The sequence below is a fragment of the Xanthomonas dyei genome, from assembly GCF_002939865.1.
Taxonomy (GTDB): Bacteria; Pseudomonadota; Gammaproteobacteria; order Xanthomonadales; family Xanthomonadaceae; genus Xanthomonas; species Xanthomonas dyei.
This window is the reverse complement of the sequence record NZ_MDEE01000001.1, coordinates 457,416-474,511: the sequence shown is the minus strand read 5'-3', so window position 1 is coordinate 474,511 and position 17,096 is coordinate 457,416. Positions and strand designations below refer to the sequence as shown.

Here is a 17,096-nt window from a genome sequence, read left to right as displayed (position 1 = left end):
TGACGCGGCATCGCGATCCTGCACGCACTCTGTTACGCAGTTGCGCCGCGCCGAATAGGACGGTGATACGGCCGTGCATACCTCTAACGGACGCGGCATCACACGCACGCAGCGCACGATGTGCATCATGACTGCGCGCAATCGGCGCAAACCCTTGCGCAGGCTGGGATTGCGCGGTTTCGCAACGGCGTTTCGCGCGCTGGATGACACCGCAAGACCGCGCTACCCGTCGCACAACTGAACATCTTTCTCGAAGCCTGCTAGGATGGTGGCTTCGCTTCACTCAACCCGGCCGTGGGATCGGCCCCGGAGACCTCCTGAATGACCCGTATTATCGAGTTCCTGATCGCCTTGGGGATCGTGGCTGGCTTGTTTGTCGTGGTGGGCTTGGTGTTGCCCTCGGAGCGGCAGATGTCCGAGAGTGTTGAGACCAACCGCAGAATGACGATTGTTTACGACACCGTGAACAGCTTCCGTCGTTTCAAGGATTGGAACCCGCTTGTGCTGCGTGACCCGAAGATTCAGCTGAAGCTGGCCGGCCCGGAAGAGGGCAAGGGTGCACGCGTCGAATACAGCTCCACCGAGGGCTATATCGGCAACGGCAGCTGGGAAATCAAAAACACCGTCAAGAACGAGCGTGTTGAGATCGCGATCGAAGATCCCACCAAGGGCTACGACAAGGTCACCAATTTCACTCTGGCTCCGACCGGCAAGAACAACAAGAACGTCAAGATCACCCAGGATTACAGCGTCAAATACGGCTGGAACCTGTTCGGTCGTTATGCCGGCTTGTATGTCAGCCGCCATGTGGGCGACGACCTGAAGCTGGGTCTGTCGCGTCTTGCAACCGCACTGGCCACCGTGCCGAACTTCGACTACCGCGCGCAGCTGGATGGCAAGCCGGTGTTGAGCGATCTCAAGATCGTCGATGTGCCGGCCGAGGACCTGCTGGTCGTCACCGCGGGCAACATTGATCGTGACAACGAGACGATCAAGAAGTCGATCAAGGACAACCAGGAGTGGATCAAGCGCGTGATGGACGCCAATGGCCTGGAAGCTGTTGGTCCGGTCCGGATCGTCACCACCGACTTTGCCAGCGACAAGTACGCGTTCGACGTCGTGCAGCCGGTCCGCAAGCGTGCCGGTGGCGCGCCGAAGGCCGATGCCAAGACCGACACCGCCAAGACCGATGCCAAGAAGGACGACGCAGCGGCTGCTGCGCCGGTCGATGCGACGCCGGTTGCCGCAACGGGCGAAGAGCTCAAGCTCAATATCCCGTCCGAAGCACCGGTGAAGTACGAGCGCACCAAGGCGCACCGTTCGGCATTTGCAACCTACGCAGGCCACATGGCCGGCCTGGATGCAGTGCGTAGCTCCCTGCGCGCCTGGGCTGCCACCAGCGGCAACGACGTGACCGAGCGTCCGTACGAGTCTTGGAAGGGAGGCGTGGACAAGTCGTTTACGCAGGACGGTACCTATGACGTCTACTGGGCCATCAAGTAATCGTTTCACCACGATGATCTGATCCAGACGAAAACGCGCCGCAGTCTTGCGGCGCGTTTTTTTTTGCGCCACGGCGCCGCAACGGAAAATGCCCGCATGTCTTTAATCGAACGTCGTAAGAAACATCCCTCGTTGCTGGCCTTTTGCGGCAGCTTGCTGGCCGCCGTCGCGGTGGGGTTGTCGGCCTATGCTTCGCACGGCGTGACCGACGCGCTGGTGCAGTCGCGGCTGCAGTTGGCAGCTCTGTACGCATTCGGCCATGGCGCTGTGCTGGTCGTGCTGGGCGCCACCGAAACGCGCGCGCTCGCGCGCGTCGGGTTGTATCTGTTATTGCTGGGCACGTTGCTGTTTGCCGGCAGCCTGGTCGGTGGCGCCTTGCTGCACTGGCCGACCAGCCTGGCACCGATCGGCGGGGTCGGCCTGATGCTGGGCTGGGTGGTGCTGGCGATCGGCGCATTGAGGCGTTGAGATGCCACGGCATGCCCGCGGATTCGATGTCGAGGCAGCGTTCGCGCAGTTGAGCCGGCGCGACCGCGCGCTGGGTGCGTGGATGAAGCGCATCGGCCCCATCGCCCCGCAGCCGGGCTGGCGCAAACCGTTCGACCCGGTGGACGCGTTGGCGCGTGCCATCCTGTTTCAGCAACTCAGCGGCAAGGCCGCATCCACGATCGTGGCGCGGGTGGAGGTGGCGATCGGATCGAGCCGGCTGCATGCCGACACCCTGGGAGGCGTGGACGATGCCGCCCTGCGAGCCTGCGGCGTGTCCGGCAACAAGGCGCTGGCACTGCGCGACCTTGCCCGGCGCGAAGCGCTGGGTGAAATCCCCTCGCTGCGCAAACTCGCCTTCATGGAAGACGACGCCATCGTCGAGGCCTTGGTGCCGGTACGCGGCATCGGCCGCTGGACGGTGGAGATGATGCTGATGTTCCGCCTGGGCCGCCCGGACCTGCTGCCCATCGACGACCTGGGCGTGCGCAAGGGCGCCCAGCGCGTGGACAAACAAGAGCAGATGCCCTCGCCCAAGGAGCTTGCCGAGCGCGGGCAGCGGTGGGGTCCGTACCGCACTTACGCCGCGTTTTATTTATGGAAGATCGCCGACTTCAGCGTCGCGACCAAGGTGCCGACCCCGCGCTCGCAGGAGTAGGCGCGCGCATCGCGCCGCACCTGATTGCGGCACGCATCAGGCCGCGTGCCACCGCCAATGCCAGGGTTCGTAGACGATGCCATGCGGGTTGTCGCGCGGATAACTCAAGCGATAGCCGAACTGGCCCGCGTGACTGCGCAGCCACGCAAACGCAGCGGTCGCCTCGAACGATTCTTCGGCCGGCGGTTCGCCCGGAGTGCCGATATCGAGTGCATCGCCGCTGTGGTGTTCGCTGAAGCCCGGTGCGGCATTGACCGCCAGAATCTGCTCCAGCGTCAGCCCGTGTGCGAACTTGCGTTCGAAGATGCCCAGTTGGTAATCGTGGCTGCGGTAGCCGGAGATCGCATCGAGCACGATGTCCGCACGCAGCGCAGCCGCACGCATCTGCTGCCACGCACGCACGGCACCCGCGCTGAGCCAGAGCGGCCGGCCGAAGCGATCGTGCCCGGCGAACTGCAACGTTGCCGGTTCGGCGATCAGGCGCAGGCCGGTCTGTTCTACATAGTCATCTGCACCAAGCCCGAGCTGTGTGAGGCGATGTTGCAAGCCGTCGACCGCAAGAACGCCCTCGTCGCCTGGGCTGGAACGCGCAGTGGCGCCCTGCAGCCGGTCCAGTGCCTCGTCCAGACCAGCTTCGCGCGCAAGTCGCGGCACCAGCGGCATCAGCCCGTGCGGCAGCTGCGCGGCCAGATAGCGCCCATCCCATTTGCGCCGCAGTAGCCAGTCGGCCTGCGCCAGTACGCGCGCATCGGCATTGCTGCGCGCGCGCATGATCGCGGCCGGCACCAGTTCGATGGCGGTGGTGTTGAGCAGCAGGGACAGTCTTGGGCGCATCGCGACAGGGTAGGGCTAAGCGCGTTGCGCGGCCAGTTGCTGTAGATCCTGCAGCAGCTGGCGCGGCTGTTCGGGACTGAGCACGAGCACGCTGCCGTCCTTCAGTGGGAGGGTCAGCACGCGGGCCGATTGGGTGATCAGATAGAACCCCGGGCCTGCCTGTCTGCTGCGGTAGTACCCGGAATGGAAACCCGGATAGCCAAAGCCCAACGACTTTCGGCCTGGCTTGAAGGCAGGGTGCTCGGCCAGATCGACCACGCGCGCCGTGTCCAGCCGCATCTGGTCGACAGGTACCTGCTTGGTGAACAGTGTCGAGCGCACGATCAAGCGGTCGTCCTGCAGTCGGATACCACGTCGCGCATGCGCGGCGGTGCAGCTCACTGCGATTGCCAGCAGCAATGCCAGGTGGGCGTACAGAGCGGCAGGATGTCCACTACGGACATTGTCCGCATGTACCACGACGATCACGCACGCGACAGCCAGCAACGGAAGCCATAGCCACAGCGCAAGCCCCCAGGGCGCGACCGGAGCGACGGCGTACTCGCGTCGGTGCGGTGGCTGGCGGTGACCGGTGTGTGCCGTGTGCTGTGCAACGTTGCCGTGGCGTTGGCCGGATCGCGTCGTCATCAGGCGTCCTCGATCGGCACCTGTGGCGTGACGCTTGGCAATACGTGTGGGCGCACGACAGCGAGCATGCCGGGGTTGTTCGGTAGGGCCGCCGCGACCTGGACGTCATCGCCGTTGACGGCGTGGAGACATGACAGCGATGCCGCGATGCTTCGCCCGTTGCAGCGCCTGCTCATGTCTGCGACTCCTTGTCGCCCTGCGGCTTCGGCAAGCGCCCTGCCTTGCGCAGCGCATCGCGCAACACGTATTCGATCTGCGCGTTGAGGCTGCGCAACTCGTCGTCGGACCAGCGCTGCACGGCAGCCAGCACATCGGCGTTGATGCGCAGCGGATAGGCCTTCTTTTCGCTCACTCGCGCTCACCGCGGCCGCTGTGGCGGCGCAGGTGCATGACCATCGAGACGATCACGACGTTGACGCCGATGATCATGCCGATCACCACCGCATAGATGCCGGCGCGGTTGTCGCCGGCCCAGTACAGGCAGGCAGCACCGATCAGGATCACCAGGCTGATCAGCGCCCAACGCAGGCCCAGGCCGCGTGCGCGGTCGTCGTCGTCCGCACCGATGGAGGCGGCGATCGCCAAGGCGGGCAAACCGGACAGAGCGACCACCAACGGCACCATGACATTCATTGTTTCACCTCAATAGAGCGAGCCGGCGTTGACCACCGGTTGGGTGCCGCGGTCGGAGCACAACACGGTCAGCAAGTTGCTGACCATATGCGCCTTGCGCTCTTCGTCCAACTGCACCACGCCGTTTTTCTGCAACTCGGCCAGTGCCATCTCCACCATGCCCACGGCGCCCGCAACAATGCGCGTGCGTGCGGCGATCACCGCATTGGCCTGCTGGCGCTGCAGCATGGCCTGGGCGATTTCCGGTGCATAGGCCAGGTGGCTGATGCGCGCTTCGATCACGTCCACGCCCGCCTGGGTCAGGCGTTCGTCCAGATGCCGCTTGAGCTGCTCACTGATTTCGGCCGGATGGCTGCGCAACGAAATCTGCCCGTCTTCATGCTGGTCGTAGGGATAGCTGGTGGCCATCGCGCGCAGCGCGGCTTCGGACTGGATATGCACGAAGCTTTCGTAATCGTCGACGTTGTAGACCGCCTCCGACCCGTCCATGACCTGCCACACGATCACGGCAGCAATTTCGATCGGGCTGCCATCCAGTTCGTTGACCTTGAGCCGGCCGCTTTCGAAATTGCGCACGCGCTGGCTGACCCGGCGTTTGGCGTAGAAGGGCACATTCCAGCGCAGGCCTGGGTCCTTGGCCGTGCCGACGTACTTGCCGAACAGGCTCAGCACCGCAGCCTGGTTCGGTTCCAGGGTGTAGAGGCCGGCGAGCATGAAGATGCATGCCGCGGCGACCAGGCCCGCTCCGACAAGCCCACCCGGCGTGATGCTGTTGCTGGCCATTGCCGTCAAGACGTACCAGGCTGCGCCGATGAGGCCGGCGCCGGCAACCAGGACGAGGGGGATGCCCGGCAATGAGCCAATCGGCTTCTCTTTCATGAGTGACTCTCCTTGGATGGCGAGGCAAGAAGATATCAAAGTGATATCAATCGATGCAAGGATGCCAACCGAAGTTATCCATGCCGGCCCGTTAGAATGGCCGCCCCTTCCCGAATCTGGACCCGCGCTCATGACTACTCTCGGCACGCCGTTATCGCCTTCCGCCACCCGGGTGCTGTTGCTGGGATCGGGCGAACTGGGCAAGGAAGTGGCGATCGAGCTGCAGCGCTTCGGGGTGGAAGTGATCGCGGCCGATCGCTATGCCAATGCCCCGGCGATGCAGGTGGCGCACCGCTCGCACGTGCTGGACATGCTCGATCCTGCCGCGCTGCGCGCGCTGATCGCCGCCGAGCAGCCACACCTGATCGTGCCGGAGATCGAAGCCATCCATACCGAAACCCTGGTGGCGCTGGAGCGCGATCAGGGCCAGCGCGTGATCCCCACCGCGCGCGCCGCACGCCTGACCATGGACCGCGAAGGCATCCGCCGCCTGGCTGCCGAAACCCTGGGCCTGCCGACCTCGCCGTATCGCTTTGTCGACACCGCTGCCGAGTACCGCGATGCGATCGCCGCGGTTGGCCTGCCGTGTGTGGTCAAACCGGTGATGTCGTCCTCGGGCAAAGGCCAGAGCACCTTGCGCAGCGAGGCCGACATCGATGCGGCCTGGGACTACGCGCAGACCGGTGGACGTGCCGGCGCCGGGCGTTGCATCGTCGAAGGCTTCATCGATTTCGATTACGAGATCACCTTGCTGACCGTGCGGCACGCGGGCGGCACCTCGTACTGCGACCCGATCGGCCACTGGCAGCAGGATGGCGACTACCGCGAAAGCTGGCAGCCGCAACCGATGTCGGCTGCCGCACTGCAGCGCTCGCAGGAGATTGCGAAAGCCATCACCGACGATCTGGGCGGCTGGGGATTGTTCGGCGTGGAGTTGTTCGTCAAGGGCGACGAGGTGTGGTTCAGCGAAGTCTCGCCGCGCCCGCACGACACCGGGCTGGTAACGTTGGTGTCGCAGGAGTTGAGCGAATTCGCGCTGCACGCCCGCGCGATCCTCGGCCTGCCGGTCGGTGCTGAAAACGGCGGCGTCATCCGTCAGAGCGGCCCATCGGCGTCCTGTGCGCTGCTTGCGCACGGTAATGGCGTGCCGGTGTTCGACAACGTTGCCGATGCATTGCGCGACCCGGACACCGCGCTGCGCTTGTTCGGCAAACCGCGCGTAGACGGCCACCGCCGTGTCGGCGTCACGTTGGCGCGTGCTGACAGCATCGATGCAGCACGCGAGAAAGCGCGTGTGGCGGCGGCAGCGTTGACGGTTCAGTTGAAAGACTGAGCAGTGCCTTGCTTGAAAGAATGCAGCTTGGTGCTGCACTTCTTTCGGAACGCCAGCTGCGGCATGTGCCGATGTGCTTGCCTCAACATTGATGGCTCGCTGTGCGAACGGTCACTCGCCGAAGCGCAGCTGTCTGCAGCTCGTTACAGGGCAGTCGCAAGCAATTCCTGTCTCCATGGCCCTGTCATCGCAGGCTCGGGTAGTAAGGCAAATTCCAGAACGCGACGTTACCAATCCCAACTCCCTAATCGCTCATCCCGGCTACAAACCAACATCCACCCACACCGCATGATGGTCGCTGCCATCGGCAATTGCCGCTTCCGGAACGGTGCTGGCCGGCCAGAAGATGCCGCTGCCGATCAGGGTGAACTGGCGCGACGGCAGCACGTAGTCCAGGCGCATGGTGCCGGCTTGCGGGCCGAAGTCACCGGTGACCTGGTGTGGGTCGCCGGTGTGCACGATGCCTTGCGCGGCGTAGTCGGCGGTCTTTTCCGGGCCGCCGTCGCTGCGCGGAGTGGGGTATTGCAGCACGCGCGGGTGATTGATCAGTGCGCGGATCGCGTCGTGGCGGCCGGCACCATCGATCGGATCGTTGTTCAGATCGCCCAGGATCACAAAGTGCGCATCGGCCGCCAGGCCGCCGCAGAGTCCCTTGTCATCGCATAGCCAGCGCTGGCTGTCGGCAGCGTTGTCCAGGTACGCACGCCACAGCGCGAGCTCGTCGTGGTTGCGTGCGGCGTTGCGTTTTTCCGCGCCGTCGAACACCGGCGGGGTCGGATGCGACACCAGCGCATGCACGACACCGAGCGGCGTGCGCACCGGCACGTCCCAATGCGATTTTGACGACAGGCGCAGCTGCAACCAGATCGCGTCGCTATAGAACGACCGCCCGGTACCCGGATCCAGCGGCCGCAGCGCACCCGGCAGCGCGCTCCATTTCAACAGTTGAAAACTGCGTACGGCCTGCGCATCGATCGGATACCGCGACAGCAGCAGCATCCCGTACTGACCAGGGTGCAGCCCGTAGCCCCAGGCATCGTTGCCACGCGAGCGGCCGTCGCCTCCGACGGTACCGTTGCTGTCCAGATCCAGGCCGCTCGGCACGCCGGTGTTGACCGGTGCCAGATAGCGATACGGATAGCGCAATGGTTCGCCGCCGCCCGGCTGGGCGACCTGCAGGTAGCGCTGCTGGAACAGATCGGCGGCGCGGTGCTCCGGGTCGAAATCGAATTCGTTGAGCAACACCAGATCCGGACGTACGCGCTGCAGTACCGCAGCGATCTTGCGTGCATGCGCGCTGTCGCCCTGCAGTTCGCGCACCAGGCCGCCGGCCTCGTCGGAGTACAGTGAGGTGTTGTAGGTGGCGATGCGCAGCTGTGTCGGCACTGGTTCGCCGGTGGCGTTATCGGCCGATGCCGGCGTGCGATGGGTGCAGGCGGCGCAGAGCGCGGTCAGCGCAAGCAGCAGGAGAGGTCTGATCATCGCGCGATTCTCGCATGCTGGATGCGACAGCCCGATGTCGCGCGCTGCGATTCACGGCGCCGATGCGGTCGGCGGCAGCCCGCGCCACTGGCGGCCGTCGTAGGCTTCCAGTGCGCTGAAACGGCGCTTGTAATTCATCTTTGCATGGCCGTCGATCCAGTAGCCCAGATACACATGCGCGCGTCGCTCGCGCTGAGCCCATTGAATCTGCTGCAGGATCGCAAAGGTGCCCAGGCCGCGCGCGGCCGCGTCAGGCGCGTAGAACGTGTACACCGCAGACAACGCATGCTCGGTAACGTCGGTGACCGCAACGGCGAGCAGCCGCCCCGGTGCATGCGCCACCGCCGGTTCACGAATCTCCAGAAACCGCCCATGCGACCAGCCGCCGATCAGGAACTGATCGAATTCGGTGCCGCCATGCTCGTCCATGCCGCCACCGGGATGCCGGGATTTGAGGTACTGGCGATACAGGGCGAGTTGCTCGTCGGTGCGTTGCGCTGCGACCACACGCACGACCAGATCCTGATTGCGGGCAAGGCAACGGCGTTGACTGCGATCGGGTCGAAATGCATCCACTGCAATGCGCACCGGCACGCACGCGCGGCAGCGTTCGCAATGCGGCCGGTACACCAGATCGCCGGAGCGACGAAACCCCCATGCCAATGCCTGCGGATAGATCGTGCCCAGACGCGGGTCATGCGGGTCCAGCACCAGATCGCGCGCACGACGCTCGGGCCAGTAGCCGCAGGCATGCTCGCCGGTCTGGAACAGGCGCAGGTCGTCGTGGGTGTCGGCGTGGATGGCCATGCGCGCAGGATAGCGCCTGTGCGTCGCAACAGCGGCGACTGTCCGCCGGATGAATACGCCAGGTGTGCGCGTCAACGTGCGCGCCGATGGCTCGTTGATGTGGGTGTTGGTGGCAGCGCACGGCCTCTCCGGATGCGCCACCCACGCGATGCGGCCCATGCAGGTGCCGCGTGTGGTTCCCACAATCAGGAGTTTCTCATGACGTCTCGCAAACCTTTCCTCGCCCTGGCCGTGCTGGCTGCGCTGTCCACCGGCGTCGTGTTCGCTGCCACTCCGCCTGCTGCCGGCGATGCGCCGCGTCCTGGCAAGCTCGACAGCAACAACGATGGCGTCATCGATCGTAGCGAAGCCGCCGCCGACCCAAAGCTGGCCGCGCAGTTCGACACGCTGGACACCAACAAGGATGGCAAGCTTTCGCGCGATGAGCGCCCGCGGCATCGCGGCCCGGGCCGTGAGGGACGTGGCGACTGGATGGCCAAATTCGACACCAACAAGGACGGCCGCATCAGCCGCGAGGAAGCCAAGGCCGACCCGAAGTTTGCCGCGCGCTTCGATCAGATGGACGTCAACAAGGACGGCTTTGTCGATCGCGCCGACCGTGAGCTACGTATGCAGCAGCATCGCGATGCGTGGTTTGCCAAGGCCGACACCGACAAGGACGGCAAGCTGAGCAAGGCCGAATTCGACGCCGCATCCAAGATGCGCGGCGAGCATGGTCCGCGTGGCCCGGGTGAGTACGGCGACCGTGGCGATCACGGCAAGCGTCCGATGCCGGCCAAGCCTGCTGCGGGTAACTGAGCATTGAAAGCGGAAAACAAAACGTAGCGAGCAGTCGTCAGGTGGGCGCGGACGGCGCGCTCAGAACCGGAGCGTGCGGGTGGTATGTGCAGATTCCGAGCACCGGCCCCGCGCGCGCCTGGCGGTAAGTACGGTAGTTCTGTGAGCTGTTCTTAGGTGGAGTGCAACTGGTTGAGTAGTGCAGTGGTGGGATGGCATCGCCGTCATGGCGATGACTCATTCGCAACAGGTAACAAGGCGCCGATCGACAAACGGCCTCCCGCGTCAGCAGGAGGCCGTTTTTTTTGTGTGCGTTGCCAGGTCGGCTAAACCCGGTGAGTCCACGCCACGTCACCGCAGCGCAGAAGCGCTCAGCGTGCCGGCTGAATCCGCACCCGCATTTCGTCGTCCTCCACCGGCGGCGTTGCGTCCGGTGCCGATTGCGATGCGGGCTGTGTTGCCGGTGCGACCGGCGCCGGTGCGCTGCGATGGCGCATCACCACAAACATGGCCACCGCACCGATCACCAGCAACAGCACCAGACGGATGCGCCAGGCCCAGCTGCGCGCGGTGGTGCTGGAGCCGTTTTCGCCTTCGCGGAAGGTGTATTCCACATTCGGCAGATCGCGGCGTGTGGTGTCGAGCAGGCGTGCATCGCGCAGCAGGTCGCGCGCACGCGGCTGGTCGTCGGCATGCACGATCCACACGGTGGGATACGCCTGCGCGTTGCCTTGCTCCAGGTAGCTGAACTGCCCGGTGCGCTTGCTCTCATACGAGCGCCCATTGCTCATGCGCACATCGATGCCCGCGTTACGCAATAGATCGGCCACGCCCTCGGCGGTTTCGATACGTTGACTGCTGAAGATCTTGCGCATGCTGGTGGAAACCGCCGTTGGGTCCGGAACAGATGGCGCCAGTGCTGCGCCGGTTCAAGATGAAAAGAAGGATGTCGGTAATGACTGTCGCTAAGTGGCTGCACGCGCGCCGGTGAGCTGGCCGGCGCGTCGTCGTAACAGCTTGCGTGCTGCGCGGCGAACCGGCCGCATGCCCACTACCTGCGCCATCGATTGATGAGTCTGCGACACGACAGCGCCACCCATCTGCGCCTAGCCCTTGGCCGGCACGGCAATCGCGCTGCCCTCGGGCACTACGCGGATCAGGCCTTCCTGCGTGGTGCTGGCCACCAGCACGCCATCGCGGGTGAAGAACTGCCCACGTGCCAGGCCGCGTGAGCCCTGCGCGGTGGGGCTGTCCAACGAGTACAGCAGCCAATCGTCGGTGCGGAAGGGGCGGTGGAACCACAGCGCATGGTCGAGCGAGGCCATCTGCACATTCGGCGTGTAATAACTGATGCCGTGCGGAAACGTGGAGGTGCCCAGCAACTGAAAATCCGAGGCGTAGGCCAGCAGCACCTGGTGCAGGCCGACATCGTCGCCGATCGGGTCGTTCAGACGCAGCCACATCTGCTGGAACGGTGGTCGCTTGGGTGGCTTGAGTTCGTCGCGCGGAAAGACGTGACGAAACTCGAACGGGCCACCGCGCGAGAGCCAGCGCTGCACCTTTGCCGGCAGGTTCGCCAGCACCTCCGGCGCAAGCGGTGCGGCCGGTTCGATGTCTTCCGGCGGCGGCACCACCGGCATTACTGACTGATGCTCGGCACCGTCTTCGTGCTCCTGAAACGAGGCCGCGCAGAAAAAGATCACCTTGCCGTGCTGGATCGCAGTGACCCGCCGGACCGAGAAACTGCCGCCATCGCGGGTGCGGTCGACGTCGTAGACGATCGGGTGGTCGATATTGCCGGCACGCAGAAAATAGGCATGCAGCGAATGCGCCTGGCGGCCGTTTTCCACCGTGGCCTGCGCGGCCGACAGGGCCTGGCCCAGCACCTGTCCACCGAACACGTACTTGGTGCCGATGTCGCGGCTCTGGCCGCGAAACAGATTGTCTTCCAGGCGCTCCAGCGACAGCAGACTGATCAGTTCGGAGACGACGGGTTCGGCGGTGGCGGACAAGGGGCTGGCCTGGGCGTGCGACGGACCACGATTATAGCGGGCCGCCTGCATGCCACCGTGCCAGGGGCGGACTCAAGCTTTTTGCAGCCGTGCGACCAGGCCCCGCAGTGCGGCCTGGGCATCGGGCGCGTACCAACCATCGACGAAGCGCTCCAGCTGGATCAACTCCGGCGCCAGCGCCGCGCGCAAATCCGCCCTGGCCACCGCGCGCGTGGCCAGCATCGGCTGCCGTGGCAGGTGCTGCAGCTCCTGCAGCCACGCCACCGCACGTGCGGTGACAAGTTCGCCGTCCACCAGCTCGTCCACCAGGCCGATCTGGGCGGCCTGTTCGGCGGGCAGCAATTGCCCGGAAATCAGCAAGCGTTCGGCGCGATGCGCGCCGACCACGCGGCGCAGCAGTCGCTGGATACCTTCCGGTGCCGCCAACCCCACCTGCACTTCGTTCAGGCCGATGGTGTAGGGCCGCGCGGTATCGGCGCTACGTGCCATCACCCGGTAATCGCAGCACAGCGCCAGCACGCAACCACCGGCCGGTGCATGGCCCCCGATCGCCGCCGCCACCGGTACCGGGCAATTGGCCAGCGCCTGCGCTGCCTCGAAGAAGGCCGTCCAGCTGGCCAGCAGCGCAGCGCGGTCGGTGCCATGCGACAGCAGGTACGGCACGTCCATGCCGCCGGAAAAAATGCGTTCGCTGCCCGACAGCACCACGCCGTCGACCGTAGCGTCCAGCTCCTGCACGGCCGCGCTCAGTGCCTGGCAGAGCGCGGTATCCAGTGCATTGACCGGCGGGCGGGCCAGACGGATTTCGCGAAGACGGCCGTGGTCGAGGATTTGGATGCTCATGCGAGGCTCCTGAAAGTCGGGCCATGATAGACGGCCGTCGCTGCATGCGGTGCGTACATGCAAGCGCGCTGCTGGTTCGGTGGTGCGTGTGGGCGCAGGCGCATTGCAGCATCAAGCGCACATGCGGAGCTAGCTATTTCACCAGGGCCGGGAAACGCGCAAGTAAAACGGCGGCTCCATAAAGAAGCCGCCGTGTGTCATTCAACCGCGTCTGTGCTGCGCGCGATCAGCTACTCGCTGCACGCACCGCATCCGGCAGCGCCGCGCTCTTGCCGGTCTGCGTATCGATCCACACCACCACCACGTTGCCGTCCGAATACAGCACGCCGTCATCCTTCTGGTCGACGATGCGATGGCCGATGGTGGTGCTTCTGCTGCCCAGGCGCTCGACAAACAACTCCACCGTGATGTCGTTGGGCCACACCAACGGGCGTTTGTAGTTGACATTGGTGGCGGCGACCACTGGCGCGATACGGTCGGTCATCGCCACGCCTTGTACGCCCAGCATCCAGCGCACGCGCGCCTCTTCCAGATACGAAATGTACTTGGCGTTGTTGACATGGCCCATGCTGTCCATGTCGCGCCAGCGCACGCTGATCGGGATGCGTGCCAGGATCTTGTGTTCGCTCATCAGCTTGCCTTCTTCTTTGCAGTCTTCTTGGTGGCGGACTTGGCGACCTTGGCCACCTTCTCCGGTTTGACCTTGCGCGGTGGGCGCGCATCCGGCTTGTTGGCCATTGCGGCCGGGCGGGTCTCGCGCGCCTTGACCGACGGCAGCATCTTGGCCAGGAACTGCCCGGTGTAGGACGCCTCGTGCGCGGCCACGTCTTCCGGTGTGCCCGACACCAGGATGGTGCCGCCACGATGGCCGCCTTCCGGACCCAGATCCACGATCCAGTCGGCAGTCTTGATCACATCCAGATTGTGTTCGATCACCACCACCGTGTTGCCCTCGTCGCGCAGCTTGTGCAGCACGCCGAGCAGCGCTTCGATGTCGTGGAAGTGCAGGCCGGTGGTCGGTTCGTCGAGGATGTACAAGGTGCGCCCGGTATCGCGGCGCGACAGTTCCTTGGACAGCTTCACACGCTGCGCTTCACCGCCGGACAACGTGGTCGCGCTCTGGCCCAGCTTGATGTAGCTCAGGCCCACATCGATCAGCGTTTCCAGCTTGCGCGCGATCGACGGTACTGGCTCGAACAAGCGCAGCGCGTCTTCGACGGTCATCTGCAACACGTCGCTGATGTTGAAACCCTTGTAACGGATCTCCAGCGTCTCGCGGTTATAGCGCTTGCCGTGGCAGACATCGCACGGCACATACACGTCGGGCAGGAAGTGCATCTCTACCTTGATCATGCCGTCGCCCTGGCACGCCTCGCAGCGGCCGCCACGCACGTTGAAGCTGAAACGCCCCGGCGAATAGCCGCGCGCACGCGATTCGGGCACCTGGGCGAACAGCTCGCGCAGCGGGGTGAACATGCCGGTGTAGGTCGCCGGATTGGAGCGCGGCGTGCGCCCGATCGGCGACTGGTCGATATCCACGACCTTGTCGAACAGGTCCAGATTTTCCACTTCGCGATGCGGTGCCACCGTATGCGAGGCGCCGTTGATCTCGTTGGCGGCCAGCGTGAACAAGGTATCGTTGATCAGCGTCGACTTGCCCGAGCCGGACACGCCGGTGATGCAGGTCAACAGGCCGGCCGGAATGTCCAGGTCGACGTTCTTGAGGTTGTTGCCGGTGGCCCCACGTAGATGCAGCATCATCTTCGGGTTGGGCTTGTGGCGCTGCTTGGGAATCTCGATGCGGCGCTTGCCGGACAGGTATTGGCCGGTCAGCGAGCGTGGCGACTCCAGAATGTCCTGCAGCGTGCCCTGTGCGCAGATTTCGCCACCGTGCACGCCGGCACCGGGGCCGATGTCCAGTACGTGATCGGCCAGCCGGATCGCGTCTTCGTCATGCTCGACAACGATTACCGTATTGCCCAGGTCGCGCAATCGCGTCAGCGTGCCGAGCAGGCGTTCGTTGTCGCGCTGATGCAGGCCGATCGACGGCTCATCCAGTACGTACATCACCCCGACCAGGCCGGCGCCGATCTGGCTGGCCAGACGGATGCGCTGCGCTTCGCCGCCAGACAAGGTGTCGGCCTTGCGCTCCAGGGTGAGGTAATCCAGGCCGACATCGACCAGGAAGCCCAGCCGCTCGCCGATCTCCTTGACGATCTTGGCCGCGATCTCGCCGCGCCAGCCCGGCAGCGACAAGCCGCGGAAGAAGTTCAGCGCTTCATTGACCGGCAGCACCACCAGTTCCGGCAGCGGGCGGTCGGCCACAAACACGTTGCGCGCAGCGCGATTCAGGCGTGTGCCGTTGCAGGCAGGGCAGGGCTGCTGGCTGACGTACTTGGTCAGCTCTTCGCGCACGGCCGGCGATTCGGTCTCGCGGTAGCGCCGTTCCAGATTCGGCAGGATGCCTTCGAAGCGATGCTTGCGCGTGGTGCGCCCGCCCGCATCGGTGAAGTAGGTGAAGCTGATCACCTCATCGCCGCTGCCGAACAAGACCGCCTGGCGCACCTTGGCCGGCAGCGTGTTCCACACCGCATCCACGTCGAACTTGTAGTGCTTGGCCAGCGAGGCGATCAGCTGGAAATAATAGGCATTGCGCCGATCCCAACCACGTACCGCACCCGCAGACAACGACAGTTCCGGATGTACCACCACCCGGTCCGGGTCGAAGAATTCGGCCACGCCCAGGCCATCGCAACTGGGGCAGGCGCCCACCGGTGCGTTGAACGAAAACAGGCGCGGTTCCAGCTCCGGCAGCGAGTAATCGCAGACCGGGCAGCTGTACTTGGACGAGAACAGATGCGGGGCTGCGGCCGGGTCGTCCAGCGACTGCACCGCCACCATGCCTTCGCCGAGCTTGAGCGCGGTTTCGAAACTTTCCGCCAGCCGCTGCTTGATATCTTCGCGCGGACGGAAACGGTCGATCACCGCTTCGATGGTGTGCTTCTGGCGCAGCGCCAGTGCCGGCACCGCATCGATCTCGTACAACTCGCCATCCACGCGCACGCGCACGAAGCCCTGCGCACGCAGTTGTTCGAACACCTGCGCATGCTCGCCCTTGCGGTCGCGGATCACCGGCGCCAGCAGCATGTAGCGCTGCTCCTGATCCTGGGTGAGCATGTGGTCGACCATCTGGCTGACGGTCTGCGCTTCCAGCGGGAAACCGTGATCCGGGCAACGCGGCTGGCCCACGCGTGCATACAGCAGGCGCAGGTAGTCGTAGATCTCGGTGATCGTGCCCACGGTGGAGCGCGGGTTGTGCGAGGTGGACTTTTGTTCGATCGAAATCGCCGGGGATAGGCCTTCGATATGGTCCAGGTCCGGCTTTTCCATCACGCTGAGGAACTGGCGCGCATACGCCGACAGCGACTCGACGTAGCGGCGCTGGCCCTCCGCATAAATGGTGTCGAACGCCAACGACGACTTGCCCGAGCCGGACAAGCCGGTGATCACGATCAGTTTGTCGCGAGGCAGGTCGAGGTCGATGTTCTTGAGGTTGTGCGTCCGCGCGCCGCGGATGCGGATGAAATCCATCGCCATGGGGGATCCGATGTCGGGCCGGCGAACCGGCAGTGGTGCGAGCGTGCTCAGCAGGAATGAGTGGCAGTCGATCAGCCTACCCGCCGACCTAGGTGAGGGCAATTGCCCCAAATGCCAGTCTGACCGGACCGTTGTGGCGGCCGGATGATGCGTTGCACCTGCCCGATTCGGGTGCGCGACGGCAGAACTGCTTGCCGGTTGACCCGAAACCCGCTAAGCCAGTACAATCCCGTTCCTGTCTGCCCTAGGGCACGTCAGTGCGACCATAATAACTACAGAGGAAAACCTGGTCATGTACGCAGTTCTGGTAACCGGCGGTAAGCAATACCGCGTCGCGCAGGGCGAAACGCTCCGCGTGGAAAAGCTCGAAGTCGAAGCAGGCAACGAGATCAAGTTTGACACCATCCTGATGCTGGGCGATAGCGATGGCATCAAGCTGGGCGATGCGCTGAAGGGCGCCTCGGTCACCGCCAAGGTTGTGGCCCATGGCCGCGCCGACAAGGTGCGCATCATCAAGTTCCGTCGCCGCAAGCACCACATGAAGCGTCAGGGACACCGTCAGTACTACACCGAAATCGAGATCACCGGCATCGCCGGTGGCGACAAGAAGTAAGGAGAACCAGTC

At 64.6% G+C, this 17,096-nt stretch carries 18 protein-coding genes and 1 other RNA gene; 6 read left to right on the top strand and 13 right to left on the bottom strand.

Going from position 1 to position 17,096, the window contains the following annotated elements; all coding sequences use genetic code 11:
* Positions 1-321 precede the first annotated feature (321 nt).
* The 3 genes from XdyCFBP7245_RS02115 (at position 322) to XdyCFBP7245_RS02105 (ending at position 2,647) form a co-directional block, all read left to right on the top strand.
* A complete protein-coding gene (locus tag XdyCFBP7245_RS02115; protein WP_104614157.1) occupies positions 322-1,503 on the top strand; it encodes a polyketide cyclase in 1,182 nt (393 codons plus the stop codon).
* Positions 1,504-1,599: 96 nt separating this feature from the next.
* A complete protein-coding gene (locus XdyCFBP7245_RS02110; protein WP_170068446.1) occupies positions 1,600-1,971 on the top strand; it encodes a DUF423 domain-containing protein in 372 nt (123 codons plus the stop codon).
* 1 nt (position 1,972) lies between these two features.
* The gene (locus tag XdyCFBP7245_RS02105) at positions 1,973-2,647 is read left to right on the top strand and encodes a DNA-3-methyladenine glycosylase family protein (RefSeq protein WP_104614155.1); all 675 of its coding nucleotides are present in this window, start codon (positions 1,973-1,975) and stop codon (positions 2,645-2,647) included.
* A 36-nt stretch (positions 2,648-2,683) separates the two neighbouring features.
* Here the strand turns inward: XdyCFBP7245_RS02105 and XdyCFBP7245_RS02100 are convergent, their stop codons facing one another.
* The 5 genes from XdyCFBP7245_RS02100 to XdyCFBP7245_RS02080 form a co-directional block, all read right to left on the bottom strand.
* A complete protein-coding gene (locus XdyCFBP7245_RS02100; protein WP_104614154.1) occupies positions 2,684-3,481 on the bottom strand; it encodes a M15 family metallopeptidase in 798 nt (265 codons plus the stop codon).
* Positions 3,482-3,496: 15 nt separating this feature from the next.
* Positions 3,497-4,108, bottom strand: a complete 612-nt coding sequence (locus XdyCFBP7245_RS02095) for a PH domain-containing protein (protein WP_104614153.1) — start codon at positions 4,106-4,108, stop codon at positions 3,497-3,499.
* A 172-nt stretch (positions 4,109-4,280) separates the two neighbouring features.
* Positions 4,281-4,460 carry a type II toxin-antitoxin system antitoxin gene (locus XdyCFBP7245_RS02090; protein ID WP_104614152.1) on the bottom strand — a complete coding sequence of 60 codons (180 nt, stop codon included), beginning with the start codon at positions 4,458-4,460 and terminating at the stop codon, positions 4,281-4,283.
* A complete protein-coding gene (locus XdyCFBP7245_RS02085) occupies positions 4,457-4,741 on the bottom strand; it encodes a hypothetical protein (protein ID WP_104614151.1) in 285 nt (94 codons plus the stop codon). The genes XdyCFBP7245_RS02090 and XdyCFBP7245_RS02085 overlap by 4 nt, the downstream gene beginning before the upstream one ends.
* Before the next feature lie 9 nt (positions 4,742-4,750).
* Positions 4,751-5,620 (bottom strand): SPFH domain-containing protein, encoded by an 870-nt coding sequence (locus XdyCFBP7245_RS02080; RefSeq protein ID WP_104614150.1) that lies wholly within the window; start codon positions 5,618-5,620, stop codon positions 4,751-4,753.
* A gap of 130 nt (positions 5,621-5,750) precedes the next feature.
* On the opposite strand from XdyCFBP7245_RS02080, the gene purT reads away from it, so the two are divergent.
* Positions 5,751-6,953 (top strand): formate-dependent phosphoribosylglycinamide formyltransferase, encoded by a 1,203-nt coding sequence (gene purT / locus XdyCFBP7245_RS02075; protein ID WP_104614149.1) that lies wholly within the window; start codon positions 5,751-5,753, stop codon positions 6,951-6,953.
* Positions 6,954-7,214: 261 nt separating this feature from the next.
* On the opposite strand, the gene XdyCFBP7245_RS02070 is transcribed toward purT, so the two are convergent.
* Complete coding sequence (locus tag XdyCFBP7245_RS02070; RefSeq protein WP_386261162.1) at positions 7,215-8,465, bottom strand: endonuclease/exonuclease/phosphatase family protein; 1,251 nt, start codon at positions 8,463-8,465, stop codon at positions 7,215-7,217.
* Between the two features lie 21 nt (positions 8,466-8,486).
* Complete coding sequence (locus tag XdyCFBP7245_RS02065) at positions 8,487-9,401, bottom strand: arginyltransferase (protein WP_104614147.1); 915 nt, start codon at positions 9,399-9,401, stop codon at positions 8,487-8,489.
* 39 nt (positions 9,402-9,440) lie between these two features.
* Here XdyCFBP7245_RS02065 and XdyCFBP7245_RS02060 point away from each other — a divergent pair, with 39 nt between their 5' ends.
* Positions 9,441-10,040, top strand: a complete 600-nt coding sequence (locus XdyCFBP7245_RS02060; protein WP_104614146.1) for an EF-hand domain-containing protein — start codon at positions 9,441-9,443, stop codon at positions 10,038-10,040.
* Between the two features lie 11 nt (positions 10,041-10,051).
* On the opposite strand, the gene XdyCFBP7245_RS02055 is transcribed toward XdyCFBP7245_RS02060, so the two are convergent.
* The 6 genes from XdyCFBP7245_RS02055 to uvrA all read right to left on the bottom strand — a co-directional run bounded on the left by XdyCFBP7245_RS02055 (position 10,052) and on the right by uvrA (position 16,471).
* Positions 10,052-10,128, bottom strand: a non-coding RNA gene (locus XdyCFBP7245_RS02055) — sX9 sRNA.
* 262 nt (positions 10,129-10,390) lie between these two features.
* Positions 10,391-10,894: a putative signal transducing protein gene (locus tag XdyCFBP7245_RS02050; protein ID WP_104614145.1), complete on the bottom strand. Its 504-nt coding sequence runs from the start codon at positions 10,892-10,894 to the stop codon at positions 10,391-10,393.
* 231 nt (positions 10,895-11,125) lie between these two features.
* The gene (tesB, locus tag XdyCFBP7245_RS02045) at positions 11,126-12,031 is read right to left on the bottom strand and encodes an acyl-CoA thioesterase II (protein ID WP_055845560.1); all 906 of its coding nucleotides are present in this window, start codon (positions 12,029-12,031) and stop codon (positions 11,126-11,128) included.
* 72 nt (positions 12,032-12,103) lie between these two features.
* Positions 12,104-12,874 (bottom strand): enoyl-CoA hydratase/isomerase family protein, encoded by a 771-nt coding sequence (locus XdyCFBP7245_RS02040; RefSeq protein ID WP_104614144.1) that lies wholly within the window; start codon positions 12,872-12,874, stop codon positions 12,104-12,106.
* A gap of 226 nt (positions 12,875-13,100) precedes the next feature.
* Positions 13,101-13,505 carry an acyl-CoA thioesterase gene (locus XdyCFBP7245_RS02035; RefSeq protein WP_158255498.1) on the bottom strand — a complete coding sequence of 135 codons (405 nt, stop codon included), beginning with the start codon at positions 13,503-13,505 and terminating at the stop codon, positions 13,101-13,103.
* On the bottom strand, positions 13,505-16,471 hold the full coding sequence (uvrA, locus tag XdyCFBP7245_RS02030) for an excinuclease ABC subunit UvrA (RefSeq protein ID WP_104614142.1): 2,967 nt from the start codon (positions 16,469-16,471) through the stop codon (positions 13,505-13,507). The genes XdyCFBP7245_RS02035 and uvrA overlap by 1 nt, the downstream gene beginning before the upstream one ends.
* Positions 16,472-16,763: 292 nt before the next feature.
* Between uvrA and rplU the strand changes: the two genes are divergently transcribed.
* Positions 16,764-17,084 (top strand): 50S ribosomal protein L21, encoded by a 321-nt coding sequence (rplU, locus tag XdyCFBP7245_RS02025; protein WP_005989959.1) that lies wholly within the window; start codon positions 16,764-16,766, stop codon positions 17,082-17,084.
* Positions 17,085-17,096 lie beyond the last annotated feature (12 nt).